General features: G+C 40.7%; 22 protein-coding genes and 1 other annotated feature. Of the genes, 12 read left to right on the top strand and 10 right to left on the bottom strand.

All coding sequences use genetic code 11. The features are described 5' to 3' along the window. Positions 1-2: 2 nt before the first annotated feature. On the top strand, positions 3-2,852 hold the full coding sequence (locus ACQKNS_RS23140) for a YhgE/Pip family protein (protein ID WP_427645732.1): 2,850 nt from the start codon (positions 3-5) through the stop codon (positions 2,850-2,852). Positions 2,853-2,894: 42 nt separating this feature from the next. Here the strand turns inward: ACQKNS_RS23140 and ACQKNS_RS23135 are convergent, their stop codons facing one another. From ACQKNS_RS23135 to ACQKNS_RS23120, 4 genes are all read right to left on the bottom strand, one after another. Further along, positions 2,895-3,269 (bottom strand): ArsR/SmtB family transcription factor, encoded by a 375-nt coding sequence (locus tag ACQKNS_RS23135; RefSeq protein ID WP_427645628.1) that lies wholly within the window; start codon positions 3,267-3,269, stop codon positions 2,895-2,897. Beyond that, positions 3,270-3,698 carry an SRPBCC family protein gene (locus ACQKNS_RS23130; RefSeq protein WP_427645627.1) on the bottom strand — a complete coding sequence of 143 codons (429 nt, stop codon included), beginning with the start codon at positions 3,696-3,698 and terminating at the stop codon, positions 3,270-3,272. Positions 3,699-3,823: 125 nt separating this feature from the next. Further along, the gene (locus ACQKNS_RS23125; protein WP_427645626.1) at positions 3,824-4,267 is read right to left on the bottom strand and encodes a DUF6376 family protein; all 444 of its coding nucleotides are present in this window, start codon (positions 4,265-4,267) and stop codon (positions 3,824-3,826) included. A gap of 34 nt (positions 4,268-4,301) precedes the next feature. Further along, positions 4,302-4,907, bottom strand: coding sequence for a protein kinase family protein (locus ACQKNS_RS23120; RefSeq protein WP_427645625.1), 606 nt, complete (start codon positions 4,905-4,907; stop codon positions 4,302-4,304). 588 nt (positions 4,908-5,495) lie between these two features. On the opposite strand from ACQKNS_RS23120, the gene ACQKNS_RS23115 reads away from it, so the two are divergent. Then, entirely contained in the window at positions 5,496-8,585 is a 3,090-nt protein-coding gene (locus ACQKNS_RS23115; protein WP_427645624.1) for an SH3 domain-containing protein, read from the top strand. Positions 8,586-8,620: 35 nt separating this feature from the next. On the opposite strand, the gene ACQKNS_RS23110 is transcribed toward ACQKNS_RS23115, so the two are convergent. Further along, positions 8,621-9,055 (bottom strand): Rrf2 family transcriptional regulator, encoded by a 435-nt coding sequence (locus ACQKNS_RS23110; protein ID WP_260285165.1) that lies wholly within the window; start codon positions 9,053-9,055, stop codon positions 8,621-8,623. A gap of 314 nt (positions 9,056-9,369) precedes the next feature. On the opposite strand from ACQKNS_RS23110, the gene ACQKNS_RS23105 reads away from it, so the two are divergent. The 6 genes from ACQKNS_RS23105 to galE all read left to right on the top strand — a co-directional run bounded on the left by ACQKNS_RS23105 (position 9,370) and on the right by galE (position 18,001). After that, positions 9,370-10,059, top strand: a complete 690-nt coding sequence (locus ACQKNS_RS23105; protein ID WP_427645623.1) for a DsbA family protein — start codon at positions 9,370-9,372, stop codon at positions 10,057-10,059. 2 nt (positions 10,060-10,061) lie between these two features. Beyond that, complete coding sequence (locus ACQKNS_RS23100) at positions 10,062-10,472, top strand: disulfide oxidoreductase (protein WP_427645622.1); 411 nt, start codon at positions 10,062-10,064, stop codon at positions 10,470-10,472. Positions 10,473-11,245: 773 nt separating this feature from the next. Further along, complete coding sequence (locus ACQKNS_RS23095) at positions 11,246-11,887, top strand: NAD(P)-dependent oxidoreductase (RefSeq protein WP_427645621.1); 642 nt, start codon at positions 11,246-11,248, stop codon at positions 11,885-11,887. A 391-nt stretch (positions 11,888-12,278) separates the two neighbouring features. After that, complete coding sequence (galU, locus tag ACQKNS_RS23090) at positions 12,279-13,166, top strand: UTP--glucose-1-phosphate uridylyltransferase GalU (protein ID WP_427645620.1); 888 nt, start codon at positions 12,279-12,281, stop codon at positions 13,164-13,166. Positions 13,167-13,322: 156 nt separating this feature from the next. After that, on the top strand, positions 13,323-16,925 hold the full coding sequence (locus tag ACQKNS_RS23085; RefSeq protein ID WP_427645619.1) for a CDP-glycerol glycerophosphotransferase family protein: 3,603 nt from the start codon (positions 13,323-13,325) through the stop codon (positions 16,923-16,925). Positions 16,926-17,029: 104 nt separating this feature from the next. Beyond that, positions 17,030-18,001 carry a UDP-glucose 4-epimerase GalE gene (gene galE, locus ACQKNS_RS23080; protein WP_427645617.1) on the top strand — a complete coding sequence of 324 codons (972 nt, stop codon included), beginning with the start codon at positions 17,030-17,032 and terminating at the stop codon, positions 17,999-18,001. 122 nt (positions 18,002-18,123) lie between these two features. Here galE and ACQKNS_RS23075 read toward each other — a convergent pair whose 3' ends face one another. Beyond that, positions 18,124-18,948 carry a hypothetical protein gene (locus ACQKNS_RS23075; RefSeq protein ID WP_427645731.1) on the bottom strand — a complete coding sequence of 275 codons (825 nt, stop codon included), beginning with the start codon at positions 18,946-18,948 and terminating at the stop codon, positions 18,124-18,126. A 64-nt stretch (positions 18,949-19,012) separates the two neighbouring features. After that, positions 19,013-19,240: a binding site (T-box leader), on the bottom strand. Positions 19,241-19,388: 148 nt separating this feature from the next. Between ACQKNS_RS23075 and ACQKNS_RS23070 the strand changes: the two genes are divergently transcribed. After that, positions 19,389-20,279 (top strand): PhzF family phenazine biosynthesis protein, encoded by an 891-nt coding sequence (locus ACQKNS_RS23070; protein WP_427645616.1) that lies wholly within the window; start codon positions 19,389-19,391, stop codon positions 20,277-20,279. 147 nt (positions 20,280-20,426) lie between these two features. On the opposite strand, the gene ACQKNS_RS23065 is transcribed toward ACQKNS_RS23070, so the two are convergent. From ACQKNS_RS23065 to ACQKNS_RS23055, 3 genes are read right to left on the bottom strand one after another with little or no spacing between them, the layout of a single operon-like run. Further along, positions 20,427-20,633, bottom strand: coding sequence for a pentapeptide repeat-containing protein (locus ACQKNS_RS23065; protein WP_427645730.1), 207 nt, complete (start codon positions 20,631-20,633; stop codon positions 20,427-20,429). Next, positions 20,582-21,148, bottom strand: a complete 567-nt coding sequence (locus tag ACQKNS_RS23060; RefSeq protein ID WP_427645614.1) for a pentapeptide repeat-containing protein — start codon at positions 21,146-21,148, stop codon at positions 20,582-20,584. The genes ACQKNS_RS23065 and ACQKNS_RS23060 overlap by 52 nt, the downstream gene beginning before the upstream one ends. A 16-nt stretch (positions 21,149-21,164) precedes the next feature. Beyond that, on the bottom strand, positions 21,165-21,443 hold the full coding sequence (locus ACQKNS_RS23055; RefSeq protein ID WP_427645729.1) for a PadR family transcriptional regulator: 279 nt from the start codon (positions 21,441-21,443) through the stop codon (positions 21,165-21,167). A gap of 244 nt (positions 21,444-21,687) precedes the next feature. Between ACQKNS_RS23055 and ACQKNS_RS23050 the strand changes: the two genes are divergently transcribed. From ACQKNS_RS23050 to ACQKNS_RS23040, 3 genes are all read left to right on the top strand, one after another. Further along, on the top strand, positions 21,688-22,308 hold the full coding sequence (locus ACQKNS_RS23050) for a class I SAM-dependent methyltransferase (protein ID WP_427645612.1): 621 nt from the start codon (positions 21,688-21,690) through the stop codon (positions 22,306-22,308). A gap of 63 nt (positions 22,309-22,371) precedes the next feature. Continuing rightward, positions 22,372-23,076 carry a class I SAM-dependent methyltransferase gene (locus ACQKNS_RS23045; protein WP_427645611.1) on the top strand — a complete coding sequence of 235 codons (705 nt, stop codon included), beginning with the start codon at positions 22,372-22,374 and terminating at the stop codon, positions 23,074-23,076. A 385-nt stretch (positions 23,077-23,461) separates the two neighbouring features. Then, a complete protein-coding gene (locus ACQKNS_RS23040) occupies positions 23,462-24,295 on the top strand; it encodes an STAS domain-containing protein (RefSeq protein ID WP_427645609.1) in 834 nt (277 codons plus the stop codon). Positions 24,296-24,436: 141 nt separating this feature from the next. Here the strand turns inward: ACQKNS_RS23040 and ACQKNS_RS23035 are convergent, their stop codons facing one another. Next, positions 24,437-25,093: a potassium channel family protein gene (locus ACQKNS_RS23035; RefSeq protein ID WP_427645608.1), complete on the bottom strand. Its 657-nt coding sequence runs from the start codon at positions 25,091-25,093 to the stop codon at positions 24,437-24,439. Positions 25,094-25,100 lie beyond the last annotated feature (7 nt).

Below are 25,100 nucleotides of genomic sequence, written 5' to 3'. Positions count from 1 at the left end.
ACATGCTTAAACAAGAATGGAAGCTTTTCCTTACAAATCGAAAACTGGTCGGTGTCGCGATCGTTTTACTGTTCGTCCCGATTATTTATGGGGGATTATTTCTCAGTTCCGCCTGGAATCCATACGGAAATACAGGCAAATTGCCTGTTGCAGTCGTGAATAAGGATGTGAAGGCGGAGTATGGGGGTAAAACCTTAACAGTAGGTAATGAGCTAATCGAGCAATTAAAGGACAATGATGATTTAGAATGGCATTTCGTAACGGAAAAAGCAGCGAAAAAAGGATTTGACGATGGTACATATTATATGGTCGTTACCATTCCGGAGGACTTTTCGAAAAATGCTGCAACCGTCATGGATGATAAGCCAAAAAAAATGAATTTGACGTATGACGTGAATCCTGGACGCAGTTTCGTTTCTGAAACGGTCGGAAAACAGGCAACGAATAATTTGAGAACGGAAATTGCCGAAAGTGTCACAAAAGAATATGCGGAAGCGATTTTCTCCCAGCTGGATGAAATCGGGGATGGATTCAATGATGCGGCAGATGGGGCATCAAAACTGGATGACGGGGCAAAAAAACTGCAAGATGGAAACAAAGAAGTGACGGAAAATCTGAATAAATTAGCTTCCAGCACATTAACTTTTGAAGATGGTGCGAATAAACTTCAAGTCGGCGTCGGCGAGTTTTTGGAAGGAGCCAACAAGCTTGAAAGTGGCGCGTCGGAATTAAATAAGGGAATTTCACAATATACCTCAGGTGTCGGCCAGTTGCAGAAGGGTGCGGACGAACTCGCATCAGGCACAGGGGAGTTAACTAATAATAGTGATGCACTTATACAAGGTTCATCCCAACTTTCGACTGGACTGGCTAAAGTGGTTCCAGGAGCGCAAACTTTAAATACGGGATTGGCACAAGCGCAAACAGGCAGTGCGAATTTGAATGATGGGTTGAATCAATTATCACAAAATGCAAGCCAGCTGACGGACCAATCGACTGGAATTCCAAAATTGGCAGCAGGCCAGCAAAGTTTAAATGAGGGAATCAATAAACTGGCAGAAGGAAGCCAAGCGTTAAATGACGGCCTGAAAAAAATGGATGGCCAATTGCCCGCCGAAGAACAGCTGAGTCAGCTTAAGCAAGGACTGACAAGCATTCAAAGCGGTGTCAATCAATTGCAAGAAGCGGTTCCAGCAGGGAGCAGCGCTTCCGGTACCGTATCTGGCATTACCCAAGACCTCAATAACAGCCAAGCGGCCTTAACGGAACTTCAATCAACCATTGCGAATAATGGTCAGAGCACGATCAATGCCGTTCAAAACACGGAAGCATTCAAAAGCATGACCAGTGAACAACAATCCGAATTAATCGGGGTCATTCAAAATGAAACTCAAAAACAGGCGGAAGCACAAAAACAAATCGCATCGACTCTTGCTGCAAGTGTATCCGGCTTATCAACGCAATTAAAGGATAAAGTAATGCCAGTATTGAATGGATTAGGCCAGCTTCCAGAACAAGTGGCCAATTTAAATAATGCGGTGAATAAAGTCAATCCAAACGCTGTTTCAGCGTTAAACGGATATACGGCAATAAGGAACGCACTTGAAGAACAATTGATTCCTGGTGCAGCCCAATTAAATGGCGGCTTGAATGAGGCTGTTGAAGGCAGCAATCAATTAACGGCGGCAACACAAAGTTTAAATGAACGGACACCGGAATTAGTGAAGGGGATCAACCAGTTAGCACAAGGCGGTTCCTCGTTGAATAATGGTCTATCAAAACTAACTGAGGGATCTGGTCAGTTGGTTGATGGAGTTTCACAACTTCAAGCAGGGTCAACCTCCTTTGGGGATGGTCTTGAGAAGTATGTGTTTGGTGTTAACCAAGTTGGCGAAGGGGCAGGCAAACTTGCTAGTGGGGCCAATGAACTGAATGCCAACTCAGCTGCCTTGAACGATGGCTCATCAGCACTTGTTGAGGGCACTGAACAATTGGCAAGCAATCTGCCTACTTTAAGCAATGGAGTCATCCAGCTTGCCGATGGGGCAGGAAAGATCAATGAAGGTTCCTCGGCACTTGCTGAAGGTTCCGGTAAATTGGGTGATGGCATATCCTCACTTAAAGATGGAACGGTCGAGCTTTCGGAAAAACTCGGTGATGGAGCAGAAGAAATAAGTGAAAACAAAACAACCGATGATAATTACAGCATGATTGCGGAACCGACACAAGTTAAGGAACAAAAAAGCAGTGACGTGCCGAATTATGGCCATGCACTGGCTCCTTATGTATTGTCTCTTGGCTTATTTGTAGGGGCCATTGCTTTCAATATGGGATTCCCGACAGGCCTGCCTTCCACAAGACCTACTTCAGGAGTGGCATGGTGGTTCAGTAAATTTACGGTCCTGTTTATCCAAGCGACGCTTTCAGCATTGGTGTTGGATGCGATCATGATTTGGGGAATGGATTTACAGGTCGAGAACATGGGGCAATTCATTGGGGTTTCCATACTGACTTCCCTTACTTTCATGTTCATCGTCACCTTCTTGACCGTAGGATTTGGAAACCCGGGTCGTTTATTAGCGATGATATTCCTTGTATTACAGCTAGGTGCAAGCGGAGGGATGTTCCCTGTGGAACTGACCAATAACTTCTTCAGTCATGTTCACCCGTTCATTCCGATGACATACTCTGTCATGGGCTTCCGTCAGGCGATGAGTACGAGCCTTGGAGCTGATGCATTGACAACGAGTATAGTGTTCCTTACTGGATGCATCATTGTCTTCAATCTACTACTATTGTTAACGATGGTCATCAGGAAGCGCAAAGCGCATAATGTGGAGATGGATGCATAAACGAATGAAAAAACCCCCGGTGCAATGCACCGGGGGTTTTCTTCATGATGATGGTTCATCCGTGTCCTTTTCTTTATCGATGACTTTCAATCCATTTTCGCCTGAATTTTCAATCACGTGTTTAAGGATGGATAATTTGTTATCCCAGAATTGATCGTAAAAAGAAAGCCACTGTTTCAATTCCGCTAAAGGTTCTGGCTGAAGCCGAAAGCGTTTCTCTCTGCCTACCTTCCGGCCGCTGACCAATTCAGCTTCAGAAAGGATATGAAGATGCTTGGCAATAGCTGTACGGCTCATGGAAAAGTGAGAAGTGATTTTTGAAATGGGTAAATCCCCTTCTGCAAGCAATTGCAGGACCTTTCGGCGGGTTGGGTCGGCGATAGCCTGAAATACATCATGCTTTTCTGTTGCAGACACTTAGCCCTCAACAACCTTTTTAAGTTTTGCATGAACGATCTGTTCCCAGCCTTGATCCATTCTATCGCGAATCACTGAGCTTTTTTCATTCGGTTTCGGAAGAATCGTTTCCGGCTCTTTCCAACCACCATGAATAAGGGTGAACTCCGTTTTGCCGTCTAGTTCTTTTAAAATGAAGGAAATGGACCAACCGTCCGTATCCCAACTGAATGAAAGACGATGAGGAGCATCTAACTCCGTTACCTTACAAGGAGATGGACCAAAAGGTGATTGCACATGGAACTCATGTCCCACTTTCGGTTGAAAATCATTTGGCATGAACCATGAAGCGATGCCCTCTGCAGTCGAAACTGTATCCCAAACTTGTTGGATGGGGGCTTCAAGAATAACCGTCTTCTTGATATCCTGTAGTGTATGTTGATTTTCCATACTGATTCTCCTTTTTAAGTGAAAATATGAAACCAATTGGTTTTGCTTTGTTGATTATATAAAACCTTTTGGTTTCATGTCAATAATTTGTTTCAAGTGATTCCATTTTATTCATTGCAGGATGCTTAATTACCCAAATCTTCAATTTGTTTTGCCAATCCTGTTATATTATCGATCGATTTCATTATCTCTGAATCTTCCAATGCCTTAGGATCAAATTGGCCATTTTCAATATTATTCAGATATAATTCAATTCCATCCGAAAGCTGTTGATTCGAGCTGACGATTTTCTCATGGATGCCTTCAGCGATTTGTGGGGGTTCCGTTGCATTGAATTCTTCAATCTCCGTTTTCATCAATTCCAGTTCTTTTTCAAGATTTGTTCTTGCTTCGGCATTCGTGACGGCGTCCTGTGACAATGCAGGCACCTCATTGGCAAATTCCTTAACGGTATTCACATACTCCGTCGCATTGTCTGCATACTCCAATGATGAATTGACTTCTTCTAAAGCTGAGCATCCGCTTAGAGTAAGGATGGACAGTAGAGCAATGGTCATTATTTTTTTCATATAAGCCTCCAATGTGATTTTTTTATGGTAAGGATCAGATGGGCAGAAATCTCTTTTTATAAATCGCTGCAATGGAATTCAGTATGAAGCTGGGGATCTTTTTCGGAAAAAATGACTTCGAATAGAAAAGATGAAATGCACTTTTCAAGTCATGCCACTGATTGCAGGATTTCACCTGCTTAAACCTTGCAACGTCAATGATCTTCACCTTTTTTTCGGAAGTGATGAAGATATTTCGTAAATGGATATCCGAAGGGTTCAATCCCTCTTTCCTTGCCAATTGCAGGGCATGGTCTATCTCCGCAATGTTTTCTTCCGTTATCGGGATTCCCAATGTTAAACATTCAAAAAGAGTGTTGCCTTCAATGTGATCTATAACCAGGTAATTTTCCCCCGCATCATATAGGGTTGGATAGTATTCAATGGATTGGACGGTTTTGTATATTTCAGCTTCAACTTTAGCTGTGTGAGTATGATCCGGGAAAAACACTTTTAGTGCCTTATTGGTGGAATGTATTTTGAATACATATGCGCTTCGGCCTTTTCCGATAAGCGATAAAGATGGGTCGGCATTAAGCAATATATGCTTTTTATCATCGGAAATCTTAACGCTTTGAGCTAATTCATTATAGTTCTGCATACTTTTCACCTCTATTGTGCAATTTTTCGAATCAAAAAAGACGGTATGACCGATTATTGGTCATACCGTCTTTTAAAAATTAAAAGACCTCACCAAATAATCGGCAAGGTCTTGCAAACAACTAAAATCAGTTGCCAATAAAGCCGAGGATTCAATCCTGTACTGACGACTTCATTGTATAGCTACTCCCCTTAACAGAAGGATTCTTATAAGTTATATACAGTAATTATATAGGCTATTGCCTCGATCCGTCAAATATGAGGATCGTGTGCTCACTCTTTATGTATATTCAGTAAATGCAGAAAGATGCTCGTCTCAAAAGCATTAATTTGAGTGGTCAGTAATTATATCAATATACTTTATATTCATCATTTGCCTTCCGGATGCCTTTCGTTGCATATATTTCTATATTATTACTTAAATGTCTTTTATTTTACTATTATATTACAATCTCCTTTATCTCCCTATAGATCTAAAGGAATATGATATGTTTTAAACGAATGAGCAAATATACCTATATTATTATACTGATTTTAACCGATATTTAAATAAATGTTAAAAATATAATTCTTTAGTAGGGAGAATAAGATGAAGAAATTAATTATACCAACTTTCTGTTTTGCAGTGTTGTCTACAGTTGCTTTCGAAGAAAAAATATCTGCAGCTCCACTACATGCGGAACAGGCCAATATAGAGGTCATGTTTGTACAAGTAAGTTCCGGTTCGCTCAATATGAGAAAAAACGGGACGGAGGATGCAAGCATAGTTGCAAAACTGGCAAATGGCACAATGGTAACGGTGTATTCGGAATCCAGAGGCTGGGCGAAGATCAAAGCCAATGGAAAAGATGGATATGTCAGTACCAAGTATTTATCGGCAACAAAGCCAGGGACTTTAACGAAAACTGCCGTAACCATTAAAACGACAACAAAATATGTGAATGTGAGCACAGGTTCACTGAATATGCGAAAAAGCGGCAGTGAAAGTGCCGGAATGGTCGCGAAGCTGACAAGGGGCACACAGGTAACGGTGTATTCGGAATCCAAAGGTTGGGCGAAAGTCAAAGCCAATGGAAAAGAAGGATATGTAAGTACGAAGTATCTATCGGCAACGAGGCCTGAAGCGGTAAAAAAAGCTGCGGCAACAGTTAAAACGACAACAAAATATGTGAATGTGAGCACAGGTTCACTTAATATGCGGAAAAGCGGGATAGAAAGTGCCAGCATAGTCTCAAAGCTGACAAGAGGCACACAGGTGACGGTGTATTCGGAGTCCAAGGGCTGGGCGAAAGTCAAAGCCAATGGAAAGGAAGGATATGTAAGTGCGAAGTATCTATCGGCAACGAAGCCAGGAACGGTAACCAAAGCTGGGGCAACGGTTAAAACGGCAACGAAATATGTGAATGTGAGCATGGGCTCCCTCAATATGCGAAAAAGTGGAAAAGCTACCGCAAACGTTGTCGCCATCCTTTCGAAAGGAACGAAAGTGACGGTCTATTCGGAAGCTAATGGCTGGGCGAAAGTCAAAGCCAATGGAAAGGAAGGATATGTAAGCGCCAAATATCTGTCTGCTTCAAAGCCAGGATCGGGAGCAATGTCAGCCACGCCTGCAAAAACGACGACGAAATATGTCACGGGTTCCCTCAATATGCGAAAAAGTGGAAATGCCTCAGCAAGTATAGTCGCCATCCTTTCAAAAGGAACGAAAGTGACGGTGTATTCGGAATCCAATGGCTGGGCGAAAATCAAGGCCAATGGAAAAGACGGGTATGTCAGCATCAAATATTTATCGACGGCAAAACCAGGAACGGGATCAACGGCCGTAACGCCTGAAAAAACGGCGACGAAATATGTAAACGTAAGTTCTGGAACGCTCAATATGAGAAAAAGCGGGTCAGAAAGTGCGAACATAGTCGCAAAGCTGTCAAAAGGAACGAAAGTGACGGTCTATTCCGAATCCAAAGGCTGGGCCAAAGTCAAAGCCAATGGAAAAGACGGCCATGTCAGTGCCAAATATCTATCGACAACAAAACCAGGAACGGGATCAACGGCCGTAACGCCTGAAAAAACGACGACGAAATATGTAAACGTAAGTTCTGGAATGCTCAATATGAGAAAAAGCGGGTCGGAAAGTGCGAATATAGTCGCAAAGCTGTCAAAAGGAACGAAAGTGACGGTCTATTCGGAATCCAATGGGTGGGCGAAAATCAAGGCCAATGGGAAGGATGGGTATGTCAGCACTGACCTTCTCTCAACGACAAAGCCTGAAATGGACTCCAAACCATCCATACCTGAAAAAACGACGACGAAATATGTAAATGTCAGCACGGGTTCACTGAATATGCGGAATAAGCCGTCAGAAAGTGCTTCCGTCATTGTGAAATTGGCAAGGGGTGTTGAGGTAGAAGTCATCTCGGAATCAAATGGCTGGTCAAAAGTTAAAGCGTATGGCGGAGAAGGTTATGTCAGTACGCAATATCTATCAGCAACGAAGCCTGGTTCTTTACCGGGGCTGAATCCGGACGGAGAAGAAAACACGTTAGTTAAATATGTGAATGTGAATGAGGGCTCCAGTCTGAATATGCGGTCACAAGCATCTACTTCCGCATCAATTATAGCCAAGCTTGTAAACAATACGGCCGTAACGGTGTATTCAGAATCCAATGGCTGGTCAAGAGTCACGGCCAATGGAAAAACGGGATATGTCAGTACGCAATATTTAACGGTCAAAGCACCGGAAGGTCCAGGAAGTTCGAATGAATCGATAATCAGGATTGATAAAGAGTATAATCTTACGATGGAAAAGATGGTTGAAATTCAAATGGCTGTAAATGGTCAAACGGATAAAAATTATAAAACCTACATTCGCGAAGATGGTTTGATTTTAATCAATTCTACAAAAGGTACGGTTAAAGGAACCGGATGGCGAGTCAGGGGCGGAGCCGGATCTAATTATTGGGTAGTCGGTCCTGTCAGCAATAATCAATCATTGAATATTCAATCAAAAGTAAAGGGCTCTGACGGATACTATTGGTATGAGGTGGACTATAACAAGACATGGGTAAATGCCAGTCCGGAAGATATAGAATATAATCTTAACCCGAATAATTTTGTGGATGATCCAGTCAAATCATTCCAATTCGTCAAGCTCTCTCAAGTCACCAACATGGACGTTTCAGAAGTGAATAATAGAATCCTTTCAGGTAAAGGGATTCTACAAGGCCAAGCTGCAACCTTCACTGCTGCAGGGGAGAAATATGGGGTCAATGAAATCTACCTGATTTCACATGCTTTGCTGGAGACCGGGAATGGCACTTCCCCGTTAGCGACTGGCGTAAAGGTTAACGGGAAAACGGTCTATAATATGTATGGAGTGGGAGCATTTGACGGAACGGCGCTAAGCAGCGGCGCTCAGTACGCCTATAATGCAGGCTGGTTCACCCCTGAGGCGGCGATCATAGGCGGTGCAGAATTCATTGCCAAAGGATATATCTCTGCTGGACAGGATACGCTTTACAAAATGAGATGGAATCCAACAGCCGCAGAGAAATATGGATATGCTTCACACCAGTATGCGACTGATATTGGCTGGGCAACAAAACAAGTGAAACAGATTTATAATTTGTATAGTTTACTAGATTCCTATAAACTGACGATTGAAGTTCCCAAATATAAATAACAAAAAAACACATGAGTCACTCATGTGTTTTTTTACTATTTCGTTTTATCCTTTTCCAGAATACCCCTAACGACATCCTCAATCGTTACCACTCCCAATGCCTTTTCCAAGGCAAGTTCCGCAACTGAAAAGATGGGTTCTATTGTGTTTTGTATATTTCTTCCAACAGTGCATGCTGGATTAGGATTTTCATGGATTCCAAATAATTCTTTATCGGAGGCAACGTTGACAGCCTGATAAACATCAAGCAAAGTGATATCCGATAATTCCTTGGCCAATGTTGCTCCGGCGATACCCGGACGAACGTTCACTAAACCCGCATTCTTCAGCATGCCAGTGATTTTTCTGATTAAGGCTGGGTTGGTGTTCACACTTTTTGCAATAAAATCAGAAGTGTTAACGCCTTCTTTGTTTATTTCTAAAAGAGATAATATATGGATTCCTACGGAAAAGCGGGTACTGATGGACATCTCTTTTTTCTCTCCTTTAAAATCTCTATTCTTATATAGTATAAATTATTTAACATGTAATTCAAGTGGTTACAAGTTATAATGGCCTGCAAGAATAATATTTATCCATTAACCGTATCCTTGTCAAGTAACGCCGTTTCTGCAAAGGCAAAAATAAAAAGTATGTGTAATTGACAAACCAGCATGGTGAAACTTATATTATAACGTGTAAATGAATCAGTTACAGGTGAAAGCAACAGGAAGGGGGGAACTGAAAACGGCCGCTATGGCTGGAGAAGGAATATCGACACAACTACAAGTGATGGAGGTATATGATGGCTAATAAAAAAAAGGGTAATCAAAAACAATCTTCAGCATTCACGTTTTGGATAATAGGGTTAATTGCTGTTATCATTATTGGCTTTATATTCTTGGCAAAGGGGAAGGACGAAGATACAGCCGTTAATGAAATCGATTATAAATCACAGCCTTATTTGGGTGAAAAATCAGCCCCTGTCCAAATAGTCGAATTTGGTGATTATAAATGTCCAGTATGTAAGACATTCGAAGAACAATTCTTTCCTTCTATACAAAGTGAATTGATTGATACAGGAAAAGCGCAATTTTATTTCATGAATTATTCGTTCATTAACGTCGATTCAACCAGATCCGCTAAATTTGCGGAAAGTGTTTATCAGGAATTAGGAAACGATACCTTTTGGAAATTCCATGAGCTTCTGTACGATAAGCAGCCAGAAGACCTGAAATATGAAAAGGAAGATGTATTTACGGACAAATTCTTGGAAGAAACATTGAAAGAAATTGCAAATGACAAAGATGTGAAAAAGGTCGTATCCTCCTTTAAAGCCGGGAATTCAGAGGATCAATGGAACAAAGATATGGACTTGGCCGACGAATTGGGCGTTTCCGGAACTCCTTCCTTGTTCGTCAATGGGAAGAAGTTCGAAGGAAATACAATTGATGATTTAGAGAAAATGGTTGATGATGCAGCGAAGGAGAAATAGTGATGAACAAGCCACTATTATTTTCTTGGATCCTATCGATCATCGCCACAGCCGGAAGTCTCTACTTTAGTGAGATTCTCCATTATGTACCCTGTACCTTTTGTTGGTATCAAAGGATCTTGATGTACCCGCTCGTTCTTTTATTGGGCCGTGCCTTTTATGAGCAAGACCTGAAAATTTACCGATACATCCTCCCATTATCGATTTTGGGCATGTTGGTGTCAGGATATCACTATGGTCTGCAAAAAATCCCAGCACTAAAGCATTTCGAAATGTGTCAAAGCGGTGTTCCCTGCTCAGGGGAATATATCAATTGGCTAGGATTCATCACGATCCCGTTTTTGGCCTTTATCGCGTTTACTCTCATCACTATCTGCATGGGACTGCTAATGAAAAAGAAAACCAGCTTATAATTAAGCGCACCATTCTATAAGGAATGGTGCTTTTTATATATCTTCGAAAATTGCCATATCTCGACGAAAAGCCAGAATATTTCTCAGGAAATAGCCATACATCGACGAAAAAAGCGGATAAATCTCCGGAACCGGCAATATATCGTCGAGAAACCAGGATAAATCTCCGGACCCAGCAAGATATCGACGAAAAAAGCGAATATATCTCCGAAATCTGCAATATATCGTCGAGAAACCGTAATAAATCTCCGGACTATGCAAGATATCGACGAAAAACCAGGATAAATCTCCGAAAAAATGCAAAATCTCGACGAGAAACCGTGATAAATTTCCGAATCCAGCAATATATTGGCGGAATATCAGGATATATCACCGAAAATAGCAAGATATCGACGAAAAACCGTGATATATCTTCGAAAAATGCAATATATCGACGAAAAACCCTGATATATCTCCGAAAATAGCAATATATCGACGAGAAACCGTGATAAATTTCCGAATCCAGTAATATATTGGCGGAATATCAGGATATATCTCCGAAAATAGCAAGATATCGACGAAAAACCGTGATATATCTTCGAAAAATGCAATATATCGACGAAAAACCAGGATATATCTCCGAAAAACGCAAGATATCGACGAAACTCGAATATATCTCCGAACTCCTCTAAATAATAAAGTTGACAAAACGGCAACATGTAACTTATATTATTACATGTAAGTAATTAAGTTACAATTAAAGTTTTAAAAACAATATATAGGAGGAATTTAACATGAAAATCGGTATTATTGGTGCGAGCGGTAAAGCAGGAAGTCTGATTTTAAAGGAAGCATTGACTAGGGGACATGATGTTACGGCCATTGTCAGGGATGAGGGTAAAGTCCAAATTCAAGGAGCTTCCGTTCTGGAAAGAGACGTGTTCGATCTGAATGCTGAAGATATTAAAGGATTCGATGTGGTAGTGAATGCATTTGGCGCTGCTCCAGGGAATGAACATCTGCATGTCGAGGCAGGAAAAATCTTGATTGAGGCTATGAAAGGTGCTCCTCAAACTAAATTGATCGTTGTTGGCGGAGCTGGAAGCCTTTTCGTTGACGAGGCAAAAACGATCCGCGTATTGGATACGCCTGAGTTCCCGAAAGAGTACTTTGCAACAGCCTATAATCAATCCAAGAACCTTGGCGATCTACAAAATGCCACTGGCATACAATGGACGTTCATCAGTCCTTCCGCGTTCTTTGATCCGCAAGGAAATAGAACGGGCAGTTATACATTGGGTAAAGACAACCTACTTGTAAACTCAAAGGGTGAAAGCTATGTAAGTTATGCCGATTTCGCCCTTGCAGTACTTGATGAGATTGAAATTCCAAAGCATATCAATCAACGCTTCACCGTTGTTGCTGAAGCTGAATAATTTAGTGGGCGTCGCTCCTAGTGGTGGCGTCCATTTTTTTACGTTGAAATGGCAGATCTGTTGTCGCAATAGATTCGGATGCAGACGACTTGTTAAAATCGATTGAAATGATGATTAGAGCTAATTATTCAGGTCTTTAGACCTATTAGCGATATAGTGAAAAAAAAATGAGGCCTTTTCCTGAAATATCGGGGAATGGCCTTATTTTTTTCAAGTAGAAAGCGGGATATTGCATGGATGGAAGTTTAAAATTATGGATTCATTTACAAAAGAAGGGTATTTTTTCTGTTAATATATTTACAAAAAACGAGTCTATGTTACTATGAAAAGGATGATTCAGAAAAAAATGGTGTTTTTTGTAGATTTATCCTAACGTGAAGGAGTACAAAGTATGAAAAAAGTTAAAAAGGCCATTATTCCTGCAGCGGGATTGGGAACTAGATTTTTGCCCGCAACGAAGGCAATGCCTAAAGAAATGCTGCCAATAGTCGATAAACCAACTATTCAATATATTATAGAAGAAGCCGTGAAAGCGGGAATCGAAGATATAATCATTGTCACAGGAAAGAATAAACGCGCGATAGAAGATCATTTTGATCATGCTTACGAACTAGAAAATAATTTGAGGGATAAAGAGAAATTCGAATTATTGGAGAAGGTGCAATACCCATCCCATTTAGCCAATATCCACTACATTAGGCAAAAGGAACCGAGAGGCCTCGGACATGCTGTTTGGTGTGCACGTAATTTTATTGGTGATGAACCTTTTGCCGTCCTTTTAGGCGATGATATCGTGGAAAGCGATGTGCCCTCCCTACGTCAATTAATCAATGAATATGATGCTACAGGTTCGTCCATCATTGGAGTGCAGCCGGTAAATGAGAACGAAACACATAGATACGGCATCATTGACCCGCTTACGCAAGAAGGCAGAAGATACGAAGTGAACCGTTTCGTCGAAAAACCAAAACAAGGAACGGCACCATCCAATTTAGCCATCATGGGAAGATACATCCTGACTCCTGAAATATTCGATTTCCTTGCCAAACAGGAAACAGGGGCCGGCGGTGAAATCCAGTTAACGGATGCCATCCAAAAACTGAATGAAATCCAAAAAGTCTTCGCTTACGATTTTGAAGGAAAACGCTTTGATGTCGGTGTTGTTGATGGTTTTGTGAAAACGACCATTGAATTTGCCCTGCAACGTCCTGATTTAAGGGACGATATCATAAAAGTAATGGAAAATATCCTCGAACTGCACAAGGCAGTGGAAAAATGAACTTTTACTGCCCATTCATAAACGTTTAATTTAATAGAGTAGTCTTTTTAAAAAATCTCCAACTATTGATCATTCATAGTTGTTATTTTGGGTTCATGAACGGTAAACATAATTTTGAATGGTGAATATAAATCGATAAAAGGGGATGCCTATTTAGTGAATAAGAAGGTAATGAAAAGAAAAGTCGATTTCCTTAAACAGCCTATCGCCAATTTCCTAATGAAGGAAAACCATCAGCGTGTTAATAGATATGCAAAGTATTATGAGAAATTAAGCGTGCAAAAAAACACGATTCTATATGAGAGTCGTGATGGAAACAGTATGACTGACAGTCCATACTCGATGTTTAAATATATGCTGGAAAATCAAGATTATCAAGATTTTATGCATATTTGGTCCATCCAGGATTTCGGTGCCCTCTCAAGTGTAATGGCGAAGTATAAAGATATGCCGAATGTTCAATTTGTTCGACGTAATTCAAAGGAATATCTAAAATGGTTGGCAACAAGTGAGTATTTAATCAATAACTCCACATTTCAATCTTTCTTCATCCCTAAAAGTGATCAAATTTACATCAATACCTGGCATGGAACGCCCCTTAAGAATATGGGCTTTGATATACCCGGTAACCCTTCAGTCTCTCAAAACGTCGTTAGGAACTTTTTAAGTGCGGATTTCATTTTGAGTCCTAATGCCCATACTACCAACATATTTACACATAGCTATAAGTTAAATGGATTGTATAAAGGTGAAATTATAGAAGAAGGATATCCGAGGATCGACTTGACGCTGAACACGAATCCGGGGGAGTTTATGGATTATCTAAGAACTCTTGGTTTGAAAATCAGCGATGCCAAGGAAAATATTTTATATGCCCCGACTTGGAAGGGGACGAATCTGGCCAAAGTAGATAACGATCTCCTTCAAATCATTGCAGATATAAATGATTTACAAAGCCAAATCGGTGAACGGTATAACCTATTCATTAAGGTGCATCCATTTCTATATAAAGAAGCTGCCAAGCATTCGGAAATCAAGGATCGACTAATACCTGACCATGTGGATACAAATGAATTGCTTGCTGCAGTCGATTTACTTATCACGGACTATTCCAGCATTTTCTTTGATTATCTTGTTACGGATAAGCCCATTCTGTTCTACACGTGGGATACGGACGTTTATGCTGTGCAAAGGGGACAATATCTCCAAAATGACGAACTCCCGGGACCGATGCTTTTTAACTCAAAAGAATTGGCACTGGCCATAAAAGATATTAAAAATGTGAAATTGAGATATTCCGATAAATATAAAAAAATGCAGGAAAAATTCACGAATCATGAGGATGGAAAAGTAACAGAGCGAATAGTCAATAATATTTTCAATAAGTCTACGAAACAACTGAACACAATTACCGGCCTTGATTCCGTAAAGGAAAAAATATTAATTTATCCAGGTGGATTGAGGGATAACGGAATTACATCCTCTTTCCTTAACTTAATGAATAATATTGATTACGATAAATATGATGTCAGCTGTTTTACTGCCACTCCTCACTCGCACGAGGTTTTGAAAAATATGGGCAAGGTTAATAAGAATGTGCGTTTTCTATTCAAACCTGGCTTGCCTGTGTATAAGATTTTGGAAGTCTATAAAGATAAATTCATCCATAACAGAGGGGAAAGAGGGTTCTTAGGGAAGAAGCTTTACCCGGAGAATGCCTATATTAGGGAGCATGCACGTTTATTCGGTAAAACGAAGTTTGACTATGTGATCGATTTTAGCGGTTATAGCCATTATTGGGCTAAATATCTGCTTGCGGCAGATGCAAAAAAGAAAGTTTGTTATATGCATAATGATTTGCTTTCTGATAGTGAGCGAATCATTAATGGAAAGAGACCTCACCGTATTAATCTAAGAGGGATTTTTTCGGTGTACAATCGATTTGATAAACTGGTGAGTGTTTCCGAGGGAACGATGGAATTGAACCGTAAGAATCTATTGGAGTATGCAGACTACGATAAATTTGATTATGTGATGAATTCGATCAACCCGGATAAAATCCTTCAAATCGAGCCCAATGAACCTGATGTTAGCGAAAATGATGAAAGGGCATTGATCACGGAAAACTGCAAGGCTCGGGCGATATTAAGGGATGTGAAGGAAAATCATGTTTGGAATACCCTTCCGGGAATTTCGAATGCGACCCAATTTCCGCTGGGAGAACGATTCGAAGGTGCCGAAATCGTGATTTCGAGAAAGGCTTATGCCGATCAGAACATTTTTTACAAATTCAGCCATAACAATCAAATCATTGGCTGGATTAGTGAAGAAGCCGTGGAACTGTTGCCGGACAGCATCATTTATGAAAAAGAAGTGGATAAGATTGCAAGGTTAGTAAGACCTCGATCGAACTATATATGGTCGTTGCCGTATAAGGTTGAAGGCACGTACAAGATTTCTGGCAGTCATGATTTTAAGGGGGTCATTGTAAAAGTCGATAAGGAAGCAAAAACCCAGCATTCGATTTACAGCAGGATATCTGTAAAAGATAAAATAATAGGCTGGATAGATAATTCGGCTTTATCCATGCTGGAACATTGTACAATCAATGAAGACATGAGCTTAAATGACAAGCTGCAAATCATGATGAAAAGAAAGTATATAATATCCAGAAACTATAAAAACCATAAAAAATTCATTGATAAGATCGAGAATAGGACGCTGAAGGAAATAAATACGGGTAATCAGAAGTACGGAAAAATAACTAATCCGGAAGACCATACGATTTGGACGAAGGCTTATCCGAACTACAAGGCCAAGAGAGTGAGCAAGGCAATCGATTTTGAAGGACAAATCGTCAGAATCATAAAGTATAACAGAACCAACAAAGGCGGCTATTACCTTTTCGAAATCGATAATAAGAAAATTGGCTGGTTAAATACGGGGGCATTCGAAGTCATAGAAGAGCCAATCCTGTTAAAAGAACGGGAAGTGCGCGGCACTGCCGAAATTAACTTAGGCGATTATAATATTTGGGATAAGCCTTATGGGCTGCAAGATGCCATGGTCTTGGAAAATGGGGCAAGCTTCAATGGCAGGATCGTGGAATTCGATAAAGAAGCGGTTACCCAACTTGGCACTTATGCCCATCTATTATTGGACGGGATATCTATAGGCTGGATCGATAAACAGGCGTTAAGCGTACAAGAGGTCCATGGATTGGAAGTGAACAATCAATTCGTTCCATATCCTGATAAAAATGATTTTACCTTTGTCAATATGGGAAGATTATCACCTGAAAAAGGTCAAGATAATTTGATTCGTGCATTCGCAGGCTTTCATGAAAAACATAAAAATAGTAAACTGTATATTTTAGGACAAGGACCTTTAAAGGAAGATTTGCAGGCAATTATTGATGAGCTGGACTTAAATCATTCCATTCATCTTTTGGGCCAGCTTGAAAATCCATTTTCGTTCATGGAAAAATGTGATTGCTTCGTTCTTTCTTCACATTATGAAGGGCAGCCTATGGTATTATTGGAGGCAATGACTTTAGGAATGAAAATCATGGCTACTGATATAGTGGCTAACCGAACCGTTTTGGAAAACGGTAAATATGGTTTACTTGTCGAAAATAGCATAGATGGACTGGAAAAGGGCTTATCTACCATGGTTAGTAATGATAAACCTAAACTAGCGAAGTTTGATTACACCCAATATAATGGATTGGCCATGGAAACCTTCAATAAATGCTTATAAAATGAGGGAGGATCTTATAATTAGTCCTCACACTAATGGTATATATAGGTTGAGAAAATTGGCAAGAATTCATTTAAGCTTAAAGTAAAAAGGGGAAATTCTATATGATTTTGGTCGTTGGCGGTGCAGGATATATTGGAAGTCATCTTGTAAAAGAGTTAGTGAATACTGAAGAGGTCGTCATTCTGGATAATCTCTCAACCGGTTTTCGTTCGCTGGTCGATTCGAAGGCCATCTTGGTGGAGGGGAATTTAGGCGACGAAGCGGTCTTGAATGATATATTCCTTAAGTATCCGATTAAAGCTGTTATGCACTTTGCTGCAAATAGCTTGGTTGGGGAGTCTGTCCAAGATCCTTATAAATACTATGAAAATAATGTAGGTGCAACTCTTACATTGTTGAATACCATGCTCAAGCATGATGTTAAGAATTTCATTTTTTCATCAACGGCAGCTACTTACGGGATACCGAATGTTGACATGATTGATGAGGATCAGCCAACCAATCCGATTAATCCATATGGCCGATCGAAATTGATGGTAGAGCAGATATTAGGAGACTTCGCAAAAGCATATGGACTTCATTATGTCGTCTTGCGTTACTTTAATGCGGCTGGAGCACATGCATCGGCAGAAATCGGTGAAAGCCATGACCCGGAAACACACTTGATTCCGATAATTTTACAGCATTTATTAGGTCAACGTGAGAAGATTTCCGTGTTTGGTACGGACTATGACACAGAAGACGGCACTTGCATCCGTGATTATATCCATGTAACGGATTTAGCTCAAGCCCATATAATCGCGCTTCAAGCCCTATTATCCGGGAAGAAGGAAACGGCCACCTACAATCTTGGGAATGGAAAAGGATTTTCGGTTAAGGATGTAATCGACACTTGTGAAAAAGTCACGGGTGTGAAACCGACCATCGAGTATGCAGACCGTCGCCCTGGAGATCCGGCCCGTCTTGTTGCTTCCGCTAATAAGATATATGAAGAACTTGGATGGAAAGCATCGATAGATTTGGAAGAAATCATTGAAAGTGCGTGGAAATGGCATGAATCTCAATTGAAATAAAGGTCCGGATAGATTAAAAGTCGTTTCAGACAGCAGGCAAGCTCGAAGAAAATCGAGTTTGCCTGCAGTTTTTTTAATTGAAAAAAGGTTAAATAGTCAGTTATTGAACTTCAAACTTCATTCTAAGCTTCCAGTGCTTTTTGTAAGGATTTTTTCAAGGCTTTTACAAAATTCTGACGTGTTTCATCGGTTAATTCCAACAGGGAAAGATAGGGGTTTAAATCTTCCAGTTCCACTAATAAAAGTTCACCTTGTTCATTCCGGCAGGCATCAACGCGTTGGATTCCCCAATCAAGATTGTTCCATTCAATAAATCGTTTAGCAAAGGCCAGGTCTGCTTCAGTAGGTACATATTCTTTTAATTCCCATCTTTTCTTTTTGTCAGGCGCATAAAGGGCATACTGAAATTCCGTATCGATAAAATAAAAAGAGACTTCATACTCAAAGTCGATAAATGGCTGCACCAATGTGTTCTTTGATTCTGAATCCATTTTATCTCCCAGTTCTTCTTTCTTGGCAAATTCCAAACCGATGGAATCCGCGCCATCCTTCGGTTTGACTATATATGTTTCCACATCAGGCAGTTTATTTAAGGATTCAAGTGTATCGATGGTCGGAATGACAGGGAATTGAGCATTCGTCAGTTCAATTAAGTATTCCTTTCCGTTCATATCAGCTCTTCCAACAAATGAATTGTACGTTTTCAAATAACCGGAAGCCACTCTGTTACGGAAAGCTAGATACTTATCTTTAAAATTCGCTACTGGTCCTGCATTTCGGAATACGATCAGGTCAAAATCCTTTTCAAACGTTTCAATGTCTTCAGGATGGCAAAGTACTAGCTGAAAATCTTCTCTAAGCTCCGAGGTAAGGAACAAATCCTCCTCATAATAATTTCTCCCTTTAGCTTCATAGTATAAATCTGTTACGAATAATAGTGTCTGCATGATTCCTGCACCTGCTTTCCCGTTATTTTCATAGAGTATGATCAAAACTAAAAATCCCGTCTCATTAAGAGACGAGATTTGAACTCGCAGTACCACTCTTGTTAAAAAATGCTTACAAACGCACAATAATATGTTGTCCCATATAACGGGGGGACCGGTAAAGCTTACTGAAGGTTCGGCTTTACTTCTCGGGGATGATTTTCGGTTATATTCTGGACACTGGCTTTCAGCAAAGCACCAGCTCTCTTTGGAACAGAAACGATAACGTACTTCTTCCCTTCATGGAATTTTATGATTAGATGAATTTGAGTAATTTTACAATAGTCAGAAAATAAAATCAATGGTCTTTTCACTGAGCATAGGACGAAAAAGGGATTTTGATGGAGATATAGAATTACTATTCAAGAGAAGCGCCATTCATTTAATAGGAGATGTTAGATTTGAAAATGGTAAGGGTTTTTCATTACGATGCGTTCAGTAGTATACCGAATAAAGGAAATCCGGCAGGTGTCGTTTTAGATGCCGGTGGACTGACGGAAAAGGAAATGCAGGATATAGCGCTGAAGGTAGGGTTCAATGAGACCTCTTTTCCCATGGAGTCCGATATTGCGGATCTTAGAATCCGTTATTTCACACCAGGACATGAAATGAATCTTTGCGGTCACGCGACAATGGCTACCATCCATGCACTAAGGACCAGGGGATTATTGGATAAAGATGAGCTGATGATTGAAACAGGAGCGGGAATATTGCCAATCAAGATCCATACGACCGCGGATCAAGAGGTATACATTACGATGAAGCAGGCCGCTCCTCAGTTTGAAGCGTTTAGCGGGGATAAGGATGGCTTGGCCAGTTCCCTGGGCCTTGATATAGAGGATCTGGAAAATGAATTACCTATTGTATATGGAAGTACAGGATTATGGACTTTACTGGTTCCGGTAAAAGAACGCGATTCATTCAAAAGGATGAAGGCGAACAATAAACTGTTTCCGCAATTATTAAAGGAAATGCCAAGAGCTTCTGTTCATCCCTTTTGCCTGGATACGTATGATCGTGATGCCCATATGCATGCGCGGCATTTTTCCTCTCCGTTTTCAGGGACGCTTGAAGACCCTGTCACGGGAACGGCTTCAGGTGTAATGGGGGCTTATTATGCAAAATACATAAAGGATGATCTCGAAGAAGAGGTGCACCTGTTAATCGAACAGGGGCATGAAATCGGGAAGGATGGGAAAGTTCACGTCACTGCTACCAAGATCCATGACACATACGATATTGAAATCACCGGGAATGCTGTCTACGTTAAAGAATTTGAAGTGGAGGTCTAAAGGTTCATGCAGAGGAGGAGGGGCAGCATATAAAAACCCTGTGCTAAGACGTTCCATGTCTTAGCACAGGGTTTTTATTGTCAGAAATAGGTCACGCCAATGATTGTGTTGGATACTTACAATCGCTGTCGAAAGTCAAACCCGCCTTTAGATGATGGTCACGCCGCTAAGATCAACCTTGGCTCCATGTAAAAAGTTGTAAGTAAGTTTATCCATCGAAGCCCCAGTAAATTCGATTTTCTTTAAATCGGACATCCGAAATTGAACATTGATGAGTGTGGCATCGCGAAATGATGCCTTTTTCAATGAAGATCCCTCGAAAATGGTTTGTTTGAATGTTTCCTTATCAAAAATAAGACCTGATAAATTACAGCCTTTAAAATGGGGGTTTTATTATATAGGCAATTCTTGAAAGTTACTCCTTTTAAATTCGCACTTTTAAATAAGGTACTGGTTAAATTGGCGTTTTCAAAGATGCAATTATTTAAGTTAGTGCTTTTAAATGTGCTGTTCGTCAGGTCGGAATGGCTGAAATCAGAACGGCTTAAATCGCAGGAATTGAATTTCCCATCATGCACCGAAACCGAGCGGAAGTCGGAATCCAATAAGCGTTGCCGGGAATAGTCCATGCTTATCGCCTGCTCAAGCACATTGTATTGCAGATTGAGTGATTCCATGAGCTCTGATACTTCCCCAATCGAATCCACAGTCAGCTTATACGCTTCCTGCTCACTGGAACCATTCATTCTATGGTCGTTGTATTTTTCCAGTAAGTTTTGCAGCAGTTCTTCTTCCAATTCCTTTGCTGTTTTTGCATTTTTGTACGGGGCAAAAATGTTATGAACATGTGCATTCAGTTTTTCAATCACATTTCATCTTCCTTTCTTACAAGAGGCGCTCAAGTATTCGCTTGGCCAGCTCCCAGTCATTTTTATTTTGGATATATGTGTCTTCCCCGATCGGGGTGATCTTGTAATATTTCCTTCTCCCGCCTTGTGTGGCATCTCCCCAATAAGAGATGATGCATCCGTCCTTTTCCAGTCGTTTTAAGCTGGAATACATCGTCGCTTCCTTGATTTCATATTGCTCATCCGAATCCGTATATATCAGTTTGCTGATTTCATAACCATATTTATCGCCACTTTGCAGGAGTTTTAGAATCATCGTATCTACATGTCCGCGAAGCAAGTCAGAGGATAGTTGTCGTTGAACCAAATCCTCACCTCCTTTGGTATATCTTATATTAAAGTACTATGACAGTCAAGGTAATGTGTTTAAAATGAATTGCGCAGCTATATTGTCTGCATGTGTGCCGCAGGGGATTAATCGATTATTTAGCCAGATATAATATCCGCTTGAAAGGGATTTTTAATGCTTTATAGAAAAGGTAAGTAAGGGGGTTGAGGTGTTGAATAATTCGTGGAATAAAGTGATTTATAAGGTTTGGTCGCCGGTTTATGACAAAATCTTCAATTCACATCACTTTTTAGATGCCAGGAAAAGAATATTTGAAGAGATGCATTTTCATGATCATGCAAAGGTTCTGTTTGTGGGCGTAGGTACAGGGGCCGATTTGGAGTTGATCATGAACCTTGACCTGGAGATAACGGCGATAGACCTGTCAGCCGATATGCTAAAAAAGGCGATGGAGAAATATGAAAATACATCGATACATTTCATTGAGATGGATGCACAGCATATGGAATTCGATAATGAATCGTTTGACTATATAGTGGGAAGTTTGATTCTTTCCGTCGTACCTGATGCCAATGAATGCCTTCGGGAGATGATCAGGGTTTTAAAAGGCGAGGGGAACATCATGCTATTCGATAAGTTTATTTCTAAAGATGAAGTGCCTTCACTACCCAAAAAGCTTCTGCGGCCCATCATTAGATTTTTAGGAACGGATATTGGCTTGCGGTTTGAAGACTTGTTCAGTAGACATGATAAGAATATGAAAATTGAAGAAGATCGACCGATCATGCTGAATGGGATGTATAGGAAGATAATCATCAGTAAACGGATTTGATAGAAGGTGGATGAGGGACCATATTGATTGTATAGTGGGATACAATGGGAAGAGGTGATGGTAGTGTCGGAGACGATTACAACCTATGAAGATCTATTGAATATGCTGGACTCGTTATTGCGTGAACCAACTGCATTCTGGAATGATTTTTATGAAGACCGTGAAAAGGGGGTCCCCTTTTTCGAAAATTTCCCTGATGAGAATTTGGTTACATATTTTGATGGCGGGTTAATTGGGCCAGGAAGGGTTCTTGAGCTTGGGTGCGGACCAGGGAGAAATGCCATTTACCTTGCTCAAAGGGGATGTTCCGTTGATGCGGTGGATCTCTCGAAGGCAGCACTGGACTGGGGAAAAGAACGAGCGGCAGAAAAGAAAGTGCACGTGAACTTCATTCAAAGGAATATATTTGATTTGGATATGGAGAAAGGGCAATATGACTTCGTGTATGATTCAGGTTGTTTTCACCATATTGCTCCACATCGAAGGATCAATTATTTGGAGATGGTGAAAAAGGCGCTAAGGCCTAAGGGCTTGTATTCGATTACTTGTTTTGTCGAAGGCGGCATATTGGGTGGTGCAGATCTTTCAGATTGGGAAGTATATAGGCAAAGGAGCCTTAAAGGCGGATTAGGTTTTACAGAAGAAAAACTCAGAATGATCTTCAAGGAATTTGAAGTGGTGGAAATACGTAAAATGAGGAAAATGGAAAAATCGGATGAAACGTTTGGGGTGCAAGGTTTATGGACGGCCTTATTTATGAAAAGATAATTCTCATAAGATAGGCAAATTGGTGATGCAATGGTTTTAAACAAGGGATCTGGGAGCAGGTCCTTTTTTGTTATGAAGAAAAGGGAGGATTTGTTAATGGGATATAGAACTGGTAAACTATAATAATGGACGAACGAAGATTTACGAGAATATTAGATGTAGGTTCTTGCTGATTTTTTTTTGAAAAACAGTGGTTGCATGGTTTCAAAAACAGCTGGGAAGGTATATGGAAAGAAGGAACCGTGGGCATCGGGGCAAAAGATCCTAAGTATGGAAGAAGTTATCTCCGTTGCTTAAATCGATGATATTTCAATAACCTGCCAATGCTGATCTCAGCGTTGGGGTTACCGACTGCTCTTTATAAAAAACTAAATAGGAGGAGTTTATGCATAGAAATAAAGAATTATATTCCTTTTTATTGGGTGTGGCAGCACAATTGACTGAGGATTGGTACGCAACATTGAATAAAAGCGATAAGGCGGGTGTCTATAGCTCATCCGATCCCAAAGTGATTAAAAAGCTCAAGCAGCAAAATCATGAATTCCATTTACGTTTCTTTCAGATCTTCGTGACAGAGGAGAGGGAATTCTTTAATGGGCTTTGTGATTGGATTGAAGATATCGGTCAGGATGAGCAGCATTTAAATACACCTATCTATTTTATATTGAGGGAGTTTTTTCGAACGCAAGATCAATACCTTGATTATATTGACCAGTTCGCGGAATTGCATGGAGATCAATATACGCAGCGTGAAATAAATTCCTGGTACCGGATAGTGGTTAAGGTGTTCAGTGAAGTGATGGAGAGGTTTACTGAAGCGAATCATAGATATGCCAATAAAATCATGAAAGCCCAGCAGGCAACGATCGATGAATTGAGCACACCCATCATTTCCCTTAAAGATAACATGGCGCTGCTTCCCTTGATAGGCGATATTGACACGGCGAGGGGCATGTCCTTGCTTGAAAACACATTGCAAAAATGCGCTGAAAAAAATGTCACAAGGCTTTTCATTGACCTATCGGGCGTTCATGCAATTGATGGTGCATCCGCTCACCAGCTATCGCAATTGATTGAATCCTTACATTTGATCGGTATTCAAACAATCCTTTCAGGACTTCGGCCGGAAATAGCCATGACTGCCGTTAAGCTTCAACTTCCTTTTGATAAAGTGACGATAAAGTCCACTCTTGCCCAAGCAATCAGTACGATAAAATAATACATACATATCCAGGGCATGGGATGCTCGTTATAAACTTCATCGAGAAGACCTCCATATGGCGGTCTTCTCGCATGTATAAGTGATGCTGCATACAAAATGGGTACCGGCCTCATAAAGCAAGAGCCTGAACCTGTAGGATTATTCAATATTGGCAAAGACGGCTAGATCTTCTTTATTGCCAACCACTAAAAGTATATCATTTTCATGGATATCCTGATCCGGTGAGGGTGCTATGATGATTTCTCCATTACTCACGATGGCAATGACGCTGATATTATATCTTGCCCGTAGATCAAGCTCTCTGAGGCTTTTTCCCTTCATGCTCATGGGGAGGATAATTTCCTCGATATTGTATTCTTTAGAGAGTTCTATATAGTTCAGCATGTTAGGGGACAGGAGTTGATTCGCGACCCGCTCCCCCATATCCCTCTCAGGATAGATGACCCAGTCGGCCCCGACTTTAGTGAGCACCTGACCGTGATTTTTATTAAGTGCTTTGGCAATGACCTTATCGACTCCAAGTTCTTTTAAAAGCAAGGTAGTTAAAATGCTCGATTGCATGTCATTTCCGATGGCTACGATGACACAATCGAAATTACGGATTCCGATTGATTTCAATGCCTCTTCTTCAGTCGTATCCGCCATGATCGCATGGGTAACGCTCAGTTCCGCATTCTCGACTCTTTCCTCGTTGACATCAATACCCAATACTTCTTGGCCGGCCGTATATAATCTATGGGCCACACTGGTCCCGAATCTGCCTAGACCGATCACGGCATATTGTCGTTTTCCCATCTTTTAC

The sequence above is a fragment of the Peribacillus sp. NPDC094092 genome (genome assembly GCF_050279365.1).
GTDB lineage: Bacteria > Bacillota > Bacilli > Bacillales > DSM-1321 > Peribacillus.
Note: the sequence above shows the minus strand (reverse complement) of the source record. Positions and strands in the feature narration are given on the sequence as shown.

Coding starts and splice junctions, on each gene's coding strand:
- ACQKNS_RS23140 (WP_427645732.1), top strand. CDS start 3: ATGCTTAAACAAGAATGGAAGCTTTTCCTTACAAATCGAAAACTGGTC.
- ACQKNS_RS23130 (WP_427645627.1), bottom strand. CDS start 3,698: ATGGAAAATCAACATACACTACAGGATATCAAGAAGACGGTTATTCTT.
- ACQKNS_RS23125 (WP_427645626.1), bottom strand. CDS start 4,267: ATGAAAAAAATAATGACCATTGCTCTACTGTCCATCCTTACTCTAAGC.
- ACQKNS_RS23120 (WP_427645625.1), bottom strand. CDS start 4,907: ATGCAGAACTATAATGAATTAGCTCAAAGCGTTAAGATTTCCGATGAT.
- ACQKNS_RS23115 (WP_427645624.1), top strand. CDS start 5,496: ATGAAGAAATTAATTATACCAACTTTCTGTTTTGCAGTGTTGTCTACA.
- ACQKNS_RS23110 (WP_260285165.1), bottom strand. CDS start 9,055: ATGTCCATCAGTACCCGCTTTTCCGTAGGAATCCATATATTATCTCTT.
- ACQKNS_RS23105 (WP_427645623.1), top strand. CDS start 9,370: ATGGCTAATAAAAAAAAGGGTAATCAAAAACAATCTTCAGCATTCACG.
- ACQKNS_RS23100 (WP_427645622.1), top strand. CDS start 10,062: ATGAACAAGCCACTATTATTTTCTTGGATCCTATCGATCATCGCCACA.
- ACQKNS_RS23095 (WP_427645621.1), top strand. CDS start 11,246: ATGAAAATCGGTATTATTGGTGCGAGCGGTAAAGCAGGAAGTCTGATT.
- galU (WP_427645620.1), top strand. CDS start 12,279: ATGAAAAAAGTTAAAAAGGCCATTATTCCTGCAGCGGGATTGGGAACT.
- galE (WP_427645617.1), top strand. CDS start 17,030: ATGATTTTGGTCGTTGGCGGTGCAGGATATATTGGAAGTCATCTTGTA.
- ACQKNS_RS23075 (WP_427645731.1), bottom strand. CDS start 18,948: ATGCAGACACTATTATTCGTAACAGATTTATACTATGAAGCTAAAGGG.
- ACQKNS_RS23055 (WP_427645729.1), bottom strand. CDS start 21,443: ATGATTCTAAAACTCCTGCAAAGTGGCGATAAATATGGTTATGAAATC.
- ACQKNS_RS23040 (WP_427645609.1), top strand. CDS start 23,462: ATGCATAGAAATAAAGAATTATATTCCTTTTTATTGGGTGTGGCAGCA.
- ACQKNS_RS23035 (WP_427645608.1), bottom strand. CDS start 25,093: ATGGGAAAACGACAATATGCCGTGATCGGTCTAGGCAGATTCGGGACC.